Annotated in this window: 10 protein-coding genes; 4 read left to right on the top strand and 6 right to left on the bottom strand. The window is 33.1% G+C overall.

Features of this window, described 5'->3' with window-relative positions; all coding sequences use genetic code 11:
- Together LO744_RS19770 and LO744_RS19765 are read left to right on the top strand one after the other, a co-directional pair.
- The coding region (locus LO744_RS19770) for a helix-turn-helix domain-containing protein (protein WP_230672529.1) at positions 1–469 on the top strand (469 nt) is incomplete at its 5' end.
- Positions 378–887, top strand: coding sequence for an IS630 family transposase (locus LO744_RS19765; protein WP_317207261.1), 510 nt, complete (start codon positions 378–380; stop codon positions 885–887). The genes LO744_RS19770 and LO744_RS19765, both read left to right, overlap by 92 nt.
- Before the next feature lie 169 nt (positions 888–1,056).
- Here the strand turns inward: LO744_RS19765 and LO744_RS19760 are convergent, their stop codons facing one another.
- The 3 genes from LO744_RS19760 to LO744_RS19750 all read right to left on the bottom strand — a co-directional run bounded on the left by LO744_RS19760 (position 1,057) and on the right by LO744_RS19750 (position 3,323).
- Positions 1,057–1,233 (bottom strand): hypothetical protein, encoded by a 177-nt coding sequence (locus LO744_RS19760; RefSeq protein WP_230672527.1) that lies wholly within the window; start codon positions 1,231–1,233, stop codon positions 1,057–1,059.
- A gap of 464 nt (positions 1,234–1,697) precedes the next feature.
- Positions 1,698–2,735, bottom strand: coding sequence for a patatin-like phospholipase family protein (locus LO744_RS19755; RefSeq protein WP_230672525.1), 1,038 nt, complete (start codon positions 2,733–2,735; stop codon positions 1,698–1,700).
- An 87-nt stretch (positions 2,736–2,822) separates the two neighbouring features.
- The gene (locus LO744_RS19750; RefSeq protein ID WP_230672522.1) at positions 2,823–3,323 is read right to left on the bottom strand and encodes a M15 family metallopeptidase; all 501 of its coding nucleotides are present in this window, start codon (positions 3,321–3,323) and stop codon (positions 2,823–2,825) included.
- 441 nt (positions 3,324–3,764) lie between these two features.
- Between LO744_RS19750 and LO744_RS19745 the strand changes: the two genes are divergently transcribed.
- Positions 3,765–5,045, top strand: coding sequence for a Y-family DNA polymerase (locus LO744_RS19745; RefSeq protein ID WP_230672520.1), 1,281 nt, complete (start codon positions 3,765–3,767; stop codon positions 5,043–5,045).
- Between the two features lie 43 nt (positions 5,046–5,088).
- On the opposite strand, the gene LO744_RS19740 is transcribed toward LO744_RS19745, so the two are convergent.
- Positions 5,089–6,222, bottom strand: coding sequence for a serine hydrolase domain-containing protein (locus LO744_RS19740; RefSeq protein ID WP_230672518.1), 1,134 nt, complete (start codon positions 6,220–6,222; stop codon positions 5,089–5,091).
- Positions 6,223–6,316: 94 nt separating this feature from the next.
- On the opposite strand from LO744_RS19740, the gene LO744_RS19735 reads away from it, so the two are divergent.
- Positions 6,317–7,615 (top strand): M48 family metalloprotease, encoded by a 1,299-nt coding sequence (locus LO744_RS19735; RefSeq protein WP_230672516.1) that lies wholly within the window; start codon positions 6,317–6,319, stop codon positions 7,613–7,615.
- A 251-nt stretch (positions 7,616–7,866) separates the two neighbouring features.
- On the opposite strand, the gene LO744_RS19730 is transcribed toward LO744_RS19735, so the two are convergent.
- Both LO744_RS19730 and LO744_RS19725 read right to left on the bottom strand, forming a co-directional pair.
- Entirely contained in the window at positions 7,867–9,396 is a 1,530-nt protein-coding gene (locus LO744_RS19730) for a hypothetical protein (protein WP_230672514.1), read from the bottom strand.
- Positions 9,397–9,693: 297 nt separating this feature from the next.
- Positions 9,694–11,235, bottom strand: a complete 1,542-nt coding sequence (locus LO744_RS19725) for a glycine--tRNA ligase (RefSeq protein ID WP_230672512.1) — start codon at positions 11,233–11,235, stop codon at positions 9,694–9,696.
- Positions 11,236–11,277 lie beyond the last annotated feature (42 nt).

Below are 11,277 nucleotides of genomic sequence, written 5' to 3'. Positions count from 1 at the left end.
GGCAACCTTGAAAATGATGTCCAGCCACCATCCAAATTCTTTCGTTCGAGACCGTGCCAAAAGTTTGATCATGAATCATAATGGCATTAGAGCAAAGCAGATTTCGGATATTTTCTCAGTACAAATCAGAGCTGTTTATTCATGGATTAAATCGTATGAAGATAAAGGGTTTATAGGCCTTTATACGAAAAAGGGACAAGGAAGGATAAATGTTTTTTCTTCATTTTCTTCAGAAGAAGAAAAATGTATTTTGGATAAAATAGATCAGGGAGATTCTGTGAAAGAAACGACCTGTTTTATCAATGAAAATCTTTCAGAACGTGTTACAGAAAGAATGCTAAAAATCTTTCTAAAAAAAAGATTATGTCTGGAAAAGAATACGATGTTGGCTCAAACCTCTACAAAATCAAGAAGAATATCTATTGAAAGCAGAGCAATTGAAGAGTTTAATGAGTCTGACGAAAGATGATTATTTGGATGTATACTTTGCTGATGAGAGCGGATTTTCTTTAACTCCCTCCATTTCTTACCATTGGCAACAAAAAAATGTAAATGTAAAAATTATACCCAGGCACAGTAAAAGAATCAATGTTTTTGGGATGATGTCTAAGAATAATAATCTTTTTCAGCGTCATCATATTGGAAAAATAACTTCTGATTTTGTAATTCAGGCCATTGATGAATTTTCAAAAACAATCACAAAGAAGACTGTTATTTGTTTAGATAATGCACGGATACATCATTCTAAGGAATTTAAAGCCCAAATTTCAAAATGGAAGAAGTTAGATATTGAAATTTTTTATCTTCCAAAATATAGTCCACATCTTAATTCTATTGAAATTCTTTGGCGAAAAATAAAGTATGAATGGCTTCGTGCAAAAGATTAAGCCTCTTGGCAAACTCTTGAAAAAGCGTTGGAGAATATCTTTTCAGGATTTGGAAATATTTATAACATAATTTTCAAACCCTAAAAAAAATGATGAATAATTAACGGATGATACTTATTTAAGTATTGAAATTCAATCTGTCAACCATCAACTAAAAACGATCAACTATTTAATAGTTTTCAAGCTCTTCTTCCAGAATGTCATTTTCAAAATCTTTTCTGAAGAAATCTTCAATGTCATCGAGGTAATTTTCGTAGTCTATTTCTACGTTTTCGATATCGCTCCATTCAATAGTAAAAAGGTCTTTACCGGGAATTGTATCTAAATGATGATTGGGTGTTTCCATGTTTTGTGTTTTTAAAGATGAGGTTAATTTTGAACATTTTTTTGGCTGTTCAGCATTACTTAATGTCGAATTCAAATGGATATTAAAAGTTTTTTAGATTTGTTTTTGTGTCTTTGTTTATATTACAAAAGTAATGGTGAAGAGCGACAAAACTTGACGTGTTTTTTGAAAAGTTTAGAAAATTATAGTTTTCTTTTCAAATATTTTAGGATAATGATAAACCATAGAATTGTAGCGGGAAAAGCAATAATTAATGAATTAAAAACATTTTGAATAGGCATATATCGGAATCCTTCTTCTGTAACCGAGGGATTAAAATCATCTAATACAAGATATATAACAACACCACTAAGAATGAAAAATAATAGGCTTAGGAAGAGGGATACTAAAACTGCTTTCATTTTGTTAATTATTTTTAAATATAATCAATTTAGCTTATATTTATCAATTATAAGTTTTTAAGCTTATATTTTGTTTTTAATTAATTTCTGCACAATTTGATTTAAAATTTCTCTGTTATCGTCAATATAACTCAATCCTGCCTGAATTAAATTTTCAATATTAGACCTTCTTACATTATCCATCGCAGGAGAAGCATTTTTCAAAGACGGATTGATTCTGTAATAATTCTTCTGATTTCTCTGTCCTAAAGTCTGAAACATCTGACAAAGTTGATAATCTACGGTTTCTGCATTGGCAGACATCAAAATATCAATAATAGGAGTTACCCAACCGATTTTTCCGGCTTTTTCCATCTTTTTAAATGAATAACTTTTAGATTCAATTCCGGTTCCTATAGAAATAATAATCATATCGTTGACTGTAGGATGATTGGTTTTTTGATGATTTTTCAAAATTTCAGCAAAAGGAATTTTTCTGGCTTCCGCATAAGCGCAAAGTGCAGGATTATTAGCAAACATTCCGCCATCAATTAAACTGAAAATCTGCCCGTACATCGATTTTATCTGAACCGGAGTAAAATAAGTTGGCGCTGCTGAAGTCGCTCTGCAGACATCTTTTACATAAAAATTATCTGTACTTAAATGTGCTTTCCAAGAATTGAAAAGCTTCGCTCTTCGATTTTCTATGTCATAACTTGTTATTAAACATGGTTTTATCAGTTCTTTTAATTCTAAATTTCCAAAAAAGTCGTTGAGGTTTTTTTCTAAAGCTTCCTGAGAAATTTTTTCATTCATCAATCCAAACGGATTCACCAGTTTTTCCCAAAAAGAAACCTGGAAGATATCGCCTCCTCTTTCAGAGTATAATTCCAAACCTTTCTGAATGGAATATTTTGCATTTCTATGCTCGTCAGGACACAAAATAATCGCTGCAATCAATGCTCCGGTGCTGCTTCCTGCAACCAAATCAAAATAATCTCCCAATTTTGCGCTGGGTTTATCATGAATCTGCAATTGCTCTTCTATGTAGCGTAAAATAATACAGGTAATAATGCCTCTTATTCCGCCTCCGTCTAAAGAAAGTAAGGTTGTCTTTTTCATTGTTTCTACTGTTATTTTGGTATAGTAAAGATAAGAATCGGAGGCGACAGAACTTGACGTGTTATAATTATTTTCAAAAATAAAACGTTAAAAAATGATGTAATTTTCCTCATCTCTTTTAAGCTTAGCTAGCGCTCTCCAACTTGTTCTTGACAAACCTTTTTTAGTCGGGAAATTCTTCTTTTCAAAGTGGGGGAGGTCTTTGAATGTTTTCCAGTTTCCGCCCCAATCCCAACCATGTTTTGCGAAAATTTTCACACATTCGTACCAATCGGCAACAGCATCATTATCCCAATCTTTTGCGGTATCCCAACTTGCAGTTTTTCCGTCGATGATTAAGCAAATATCTACTGCCAATCCGTAATTGTGAATGCTTTGCCCCGCTTTGGCATTGGTTACTTTTTTTGCATTTGTAATTCTTCCAATGGCGTATAATTTTTCTTGTTCCTCAAAACTTCGCAGTCCCTGGGTAATTCTGATTTTCGCTTTTCCGGTTAATGCTTCATCACATTCTTTAATAATTTGTTTTACTTCCTCTCTTACAAAAGGATGTAGTTTTTCGATTCTCTGTAATGTTACTTTATCCATGATTTTTAATTTCTTTTATAAGCAAATATAGATGCGAGATACGCCAAAACGTGACGTGTTGGAGATGAAAATAGAATCATTTTTAAAATAAAAATATTGACTTATCCCTTTTACTAATAAAGGCTTCGACAGGCTCAGCCTGACAATGTATAAGTTTTCCAGTTAGCATAAGAGATGTCACCCTGAGCTTGTCGAAGGGTTCTGTTAGAGAACCACTTAGTAATGGCTGTTATTCAATATTAATTAAAGGGATAGGTCAATAAAAATATAAACATTCTGTAAGCCCTGATTAATACTTTGTTGCGACAAAATGTGACGTGTTTTAAGCTTTTAATTATTTGGTAATCAGTTATTTGTTTGTGGTATTAAAGTTGTTTTTAAATTTAAAACTCTGTTTTAAAAGTAGTAGATTTGTACTTTCAAACTGACATTTTTCACTTCATGTACGCTTTAGTAGATTGCAATAATTTTTTTGTTTCGTGCGAAAGAACTTTAGATTCTACGCTTGAAAACAAACCCGTTGTGGTGCTTTCCAACAACGACGGATGTGTGGTGTCTCGAAGTCGGGAAGCGAAAAAGTTGGGAATTCCGATGGCGGCTCCTGCATTTAAGTATAAAGAACTATTTAAACAGCATGATGTAAAAGTTTTTTCTGCAAAATTTGAATTGTATAATTTTAAGAGTCAAAGAGTTATTGAGATTGCTACTTCTTATGTTGATAAAACTGATTTTGAAGTATATTCTATCGATGAATTATTTTTAGACCTGACAAGTTTTAAATATATTGACACGCATGATTATTGTGTTAACATTAAAAATGAAATTCAGGATAAGGAAAATATCCCTGTAAGCATTGGTGTCGCACCTACAAAGACTTTGTGTAAAGTGGCCAATAGAATTGTAAAAGATTTTCCTGAAAAATTTAACGATGGAGTTTATATTTTAGACACTCCGGAAAAAATTGAGAAAGCTTTAAAATGGCTTAATATCGGAGATGTTTGGGGAATAGGAAGGCGACTTGCTGTGACAATGCATGATAGCGGGGTGTATAAAGCTTGGGATCTACTTCAAAAACCTGAAATGTGGGTTCGCAAAGTGATGGGAATTCATGGGGTACGAATGATGAATGAGCTAAAAGGAATTCGTCAATTAGAATTGGATACCCCATCTCCTAAAAAATCGATAGCGGTGACGAGAAGTTTTATGCAAATGCTCACTAAAAAAGATGAGGTGAGAGAACGTGTAGAAACTTTCGGGATGTATTGTTCGGAAAGATTAAGAAAGCAAAATACCTGCTGCAAAATGGTCACTGTTTTTGTGCAAACCAACCGTTTTAGAAAAGATTTGCCGGAATATCGAAATGCAAGAACTCAGATTCTTCCCAATCCTACTAATTCATCGATTCTTATTGGTAGAGTAGTAAATGAATTATTTGAATCTATTTTTGAAGAAGGTTTTCATTATAAAAAAGCGGGTGTTATCGTCAATGATTTTGTTCCGGAAGACCAAAGATTAATTAGTTTGTTTGAAGAAGACACCCAAAACCAGCATTTGCCTGTGATGAAAGCAATGGATGCTATGAATAAAAAATACGGGAAAGATAAAGTGCGTCTCGGAAGCATGAGTGGACAAAATACTTGGGGACGTGCTCAAATGTCGCCTGAATACGAAGCTTTTCTAAAAAATAATACCCTTCCCGAAGCCAATTTTAGATTTCATTAAAAAATTAAGGTTAAAAAAAATCAACCTCAATTTCAACCTTAATTTAAGCAAATACTTTTACCGTTTCATTCACTAAAAACTTCACCTGGTCGGGTCTTCCCCTGTCAGTTTTAGGAAGGTTATTGTAGCTTCCGGTTCTTACAATGACCATTTTGTGCTCAGGAATAATAATGATATATTGACCTTGAAGCCCCAGGAAATAATAATGTTTTATAGGATTATCATTGTTAATCCAAAGTCCCATTCCGTAGATTTCATCAGATTTTTCAGTTGGTGTTCTCATCTGTTCGATAAAATCTAAATTTAAAATTTGTTGATTCCCTACTTTTCCATCATTTAAAAATAGCTGTCCGAGTTTTGCAAGATCTCTTGCATTAGAGTGAATGCAGCAATATGTTTTTTCCATTCCGCTTTGGTCAACACTCCAATCGGCATTTTGCTCCATACCCAACGGAATCCAGAATTTTTCAGATAAATAGCTTGATAAAGATTGGTTGACTGCTTTTTTTACTGCAAATCCTAAAAGCTGAGTAGAGCCGCTTTGGTACTCAAATTTTTCACCTGGCTTTTCTTTAAATGTTCTCGAAAAGGTAGCTTTCATCAAACTTGTTCCATAATACGCCCGAGCATTTGGGAGAAAAGGATTTTTATAATTTTCATCCCAGTTTAGGCCAGATTCCATTTGGGCCAGATGCTTTAAACTTACCTCTTTACCTAAAGGTTTATTTTTAAACTCATCATAAAATTCAGAAAAAGGAGTGTCAATACTTTTAATTTTACCTTCTTCCAAAGCTTTTCCAAAAAGCATAACGGTAACCGCTTTTGCCATCGAAAAAGAATTGGTTTTTGAAAGCTCATTATAGCCGTTCCAATATTGCTCATGAAGTAATTTTCCTTCTTTTATGACCAAAAATGAAGCTGTATTGGAGTGGATGAGGTCATCAACAATGTTTTTAGGTAGATTTTTTTTGTTGTAATCAGAATGTTCATCCCACAAGACCGGTTTTGTGGTATGGATAATGTTGCTTGTGAAAAGTTTTCCGTCATCAATATTGGCGCTCGATTTTCCACGAAGGTAGGTTTTAGAAATGCCATTAAAAATATAAGCATACCCAAATAAGTAGAAAAGAACTGCTACAGCGGCTAAAAAAGCCATTAGATAAATAATAACTATCATAAGAATTGGTCTTAAACAAATTTAAAATAAATTTGAAAAGAAACTCATAAATGTATTTTTAAATGAATTATTTTTGTAATTATTGATGAAAAATATGATGAAAAACTACATTAGCTTTCTATTGCTTTTTTTGAGTGTTGTCTTTTTCGGGCAGACTTATAAAACAATTGATACTACAGATTATAAGCAGAGAAAAGATTTTATTAAAAGCTATTCTTTAAATAATGAACTTTTGGTAAAAAGTCTGAAAGCAAGATACTCCGGAAAAACGGGCGGTGAGCTGTCTAAAATTTATAATGAGCTTGGTAAAGATTTTGAAAAGCAGGTGAAAAATAAAGATTTTATCTTCAATTCGGTATTTGATGCCAAGGTAAAAGATATTATTGGGCGCTTACGAAAAAATAATCCTCAGATTCCGGAAAATCTTAAAATCCTTATTGCCAAAGATAATACGCCTAATGCTTATTGTTTTGCAGACGGTACTTTTGTTATCAATATGGGTTTGTTTAATTGGCTAAATAACGACAGTCAATTAGCCGCTGTAATTTCTCACGAATTAGGTCATAAAATTACAGAGCATACTTTGAAAACTTTTTTGGGCCTGATTAATCAGAATCAGCTTGATAAAATGGTGGTTCAAGACATTAAAGCAACTAAAGAAAATCGTAATCAAAGAGCGTTTAGTGTATTGAAAAACAGAGTGTACAAAAAAGGAACTGAAAACAGAAAACAAGAAATGCAGGCAGATTCTTTAGGGTATACCGTTTTTAAAAACAGTGATTTTAAAAGAACAGAATTTATCAATACATTGAAAAGGCTTGAAGATTTTGATACAATTTCTCCCAAAGAACTGAAAGTAGAAACGTACAAGAAGTTTTTTAATCTTCCCAAACAGGAGTTTAATGACAAATGGCTGAAAAAAGAAGACTTTTCGTTGTATAATTACAATCATTTTAAAAGTAAGCTCAACAAAGATTCATTGAAATCACATCCGGAAATCACATTGAGAATTAATCATCTGAAGATGCTTTTTCCTGAACTTAAAACGGAAGTTGCTGATGAAAAAGCATCAGAATCTTATGCAGTTCTTGAAAAAACGGCAAGAATGGAAACATTACCCAACTTTTATCATGCTGAAGATTATGGAATAGGAATTTATGTAAGTCTGCAGTTTTTGCAGGATGGTGAAGAGGAAGAATATTACAAAGCCTGGCTTGGAAAATGTTTTTCTAAAATCTATGAAGCCCGTAAAAATTATAATCTCAACAGATATTTAGATAGGGTAGACCCTAAAAATCAAAGCAAAAGTTATCAGCAATTCTTAAATTTTATGTGGAATTTAAGTCTGGATGAGATTAAAAATATTGCAGATTATTATCAGAAAGAATCGTAGAGTTTTTCTATTTTCCTAAAGGTTGAAAAAAATAAAATCTAACAAATAATTAAAATCTGTTAGGTTTTTTTATGTTTTAATTTTTAAAATTAATATGAGCATCCGTAATTAATAACAACTTAATTTTCAACAGTTTGTTTGTCATTCCGGAGGAATCTAAACTAATTTATTTTCAATATGTTGAGATTCCTCCGGAATGACAAAACGACTGCTGATTTTAGCGTTATGCTTAAAGACGGAAATTCACAAAATTAATAATTCAATCTTTCCAAACGTACTTTGTTGAATTTTTCTTTCTCGTTGAATTCTCTAAGCAAAATGTATCCTTCTTTTGCCACGTACGGCGTTACGGTATAGTTATCTTTTTCAGAAATAGGAATAACTTCCTGCTTAAATTTTCCGTTGATAATGGTATTGATAAAAAGATTCCATTTTTTCTCTTTGGTTACCTGGTCTTTTTTGTAATCGCGGAAGAAGAATACAACGTCTTTTCCTTCATTCAGATATTGCGAAAAAAGATAGTCACTGTTGACCCATTTTGATTTTTCTTTTTCAAAGACCTGCACATCTTTTACTTTAAAATCTTTATCGGTATTTACGTAAACTAAATCTGTCGTTTTAGGAGCATTATATTGTCCTGCAGGTTTGAATTTTTCGGCAAGAATTCCTACACTTCCGTCGCTCAAAAAATAGGCGTCTTTTGTCTGGAGAAAATATCCGTTTTCTACACCTCCGTCTGCGCTAAGTTTCGGAATATGATTAGAAAGGTCAGGCTTGTAGTTTAATTCTTTTAAATCTACAGTATAATTGTTTTTATCAAGCATAAATCTTGCAAAACCTTTATCAGTTTTAGGAACATAATTTCTTCCTAAAAGGACAATTTTATCATCAAATGTTTTGTCGTTATCTATTCTTCTGCCACTTGCATACAGGTTGTCTATATTGTAGATTGTATCTGGCGAAAGCCCTGTAATTGGTTTGTTTGAAAGCTCTTTTCCTGTTTTCATATCAATAACAAGCATAGAAAATGTCTTGTCGTCGTCATTTACCTTTCTTAGAATTCCGTAGATGCGGTTTTCATCTTTGTCTAAAATGGTGAGGTCAGAAAAAACTTTTTTATTGCCATCGGTATTGTAACTATATCTCCAGACTTCTTTTTTATTTGGGTCAAATTTTATAAGGCTGTTTTTATTGATGTACTTTCCGTAATCGTTGTATTCAACAGCAAGGTATCCGCCTTCTTTAATTTCTCCCACAGAAGAAACATAGTTGTAGCCTTTGTCTTTTTTCTCGGCGCGGTTTTCTTTTCGCTCTTCTTTGAAGCTTTTAGGTTGGTTAATTTCTTTAAATGTTCCGTTTTCCTGATAATCGTAATAAACTTTCGGAGCAATGTTATTGGTTTTTGGGTCTATCACCATCGAAACCGGTAAGGCGGCATCTTTTGCAAAAGCCTGCATATAATTAAAATCGGAAGGCCTCAAAATAATCTGTCCTTTAAAGTCTACATATCCGTAATAGTTTGAAACCAAAAGACCAGCATCAAATTCTTTATTAGAAACAGGATTGAGGTTTTTATCTAAAAGAACGTATTCGAACTTCTGAGTTTTCTTGTCGGTTTTTCCGTAAGAATATATTGAAATATAACCGTAAAGATTATCTTTAGAATCAAAGAGGGCATTCATTCCCACATTGGTTCCGGAAGCTAAAGATGCCAAATCCTGAGTTTGAGCAAAGGTAAAAGTTTGGGTTACCCCAAAAAGCAGTAAATAAATTTTCTTCATAATCATTTTTTGAAATCCAAAAGTAGTGAATTCAAGAATACTTTAAATATGATGAAGAAAATATTTTTAGACAAAGTTATTTTTGAGAATTTTGCAATCTATCAACACATGGGTCATATTAGAATTAATTTAAATTGAAAATATTTTAGACCACGTAAGTAGAAAATCAAAGATTTTCAAATATTCAATAGGAGCGAACTTTAGTCCGTCCCTACACAAATGCTGCAATTGGGTTTAGCCGAAACTTACATTAATTTAATTGCAACAAAAAAGCCCTGATTTCTCAAGGCTTTCAATTTATATTTTAGAAAGTAAATTTCTGAAATTTGTTTTCTCATCGATAATTCTTCTCAACTCAGAAACTGGAACTCTTTCTTGTTTCATCGTATCTCTGTCTCTTATGGTTACCGTGTGGTCCGTTAAAGAGTCGTGGTCAATCGTAATACAGTAAGGTGTTCCAATTGCATCCTGTCTTCTGTAACGTTTTCCAATCGCATCTTTTTCTTCGTAGAATAAGTTGAAATCATATTTCAAATCGTTAAAGATATTCTCAGCATATTCTGCTAAACCATCTTTTTTCATCAATGGTAAAATCGCTGCTTTAATTGGAGCTAACGCCGGAGGTAAAGATAATACCGTTCTTTCTGAACCGTCTTCCAGAACTTCGTCTTTCAGACTGTTTGAGAAAATAGAAAGGAATAATCTATCCAATCCAACCGAAGTTTCTACCACATAAGGAACATAGTTTTCGTTTCTTTCAGGATCGAAGAACTGTAATTTTCTACCTGAATGCTTCTCGTGCGCTTTCAAATCGAAATCTGTTCTAGAGTGAATACCTTCTAGTTCTTTAAATCCAAACGGGAAATTAAATTCAATATCTGCCGCAGCATTTGCATAATGCGCCAATTTCTCATGATCATGGAATCTGTAATTGTCATTTCCTAAACCAAGAGCCAAGTGCCAGTTCAAACGTTTTGTTTTCCACTGTTCGTAGAATTCCAATTCCGTTCCCGGAGCAACGAAAAACTGCATTTCCATTTGTTCAAATTCGCGCATTCTGAAAATAAACTGTCTTGCAACAATCTCATTTCTAAAAGCTTTTCCAATCTGAGCGATACCGAACGGAAGTCTGTGACGAGAAGTTTTCTGTACATTTAAGAAGTTAACGAAAATTCCCTGAGCCGTTTCCGGTCTCAAATAAAGATCCATTGCAGAATCTGCAGACGCACCCAATTTAGTTCCGAACATTAAGTTGAATTGTCTTACTTCAGTCCAGTTTTTAGAACCAGTGTCAGGGTCAGCAATTTCTAGCTCTTCAATCAAAGATTTTACGTCAGCAAGGTCTTCATTTTCTAAAGATTTTGCCAATCTTGATAAAATTTGCTCTCTTTTTGCACGATACTCCAAAATTTTAGGATTCGTTGCCACAAACTGAGCTTTATCGAAAGACTCACCAAATCTTTTAGCAGCCTTTTCAATTTCTTTATTCTCTTTATCTTCGATTTTTGCACAATAATCTTCTACCAAAACATCTGCTCTGAAACGTTTTTTAGAATCTTTATTGTCAATCAAAGGGTCATTAAAAGCATCAACGTGGCCAGAAGCTTTCCAGGTTGTAGGGTGCATCAGAATCGCCGAATCAATCCCCACAATATTTTCGTTAAGCTGTACCATTGCTTTCCACCAATATTGTTTGATATTATTTTTCATTTCTGCACCGTTTTGTCCGTAGTCATAAACTGCAGATAAACCGTCGTAGATCTCACTCGAAGGGAAAATAAACCCATATTCTTTAGCGTGAGAAATCACTTTCTTGAAAACATCTTCTTGCTTTGCCATAAATTTTTCGTCTTACCTGCAAAAATAGTGAAAATGTAGGAA

This window comes from Chryseobacterium turcicum, assembly GCF_021010565.1.
Taxonomy (GTDB): domain Bacteria; phylum Bacteroidota; class Bacteroidia; order Flavobacteriales; family Weeksellaceae; genus Chryseobacterium; species Chryseobacterium turcicum.
This window is presented reverse-complemented; position numbering and strand designations above follow the sequence as displayed.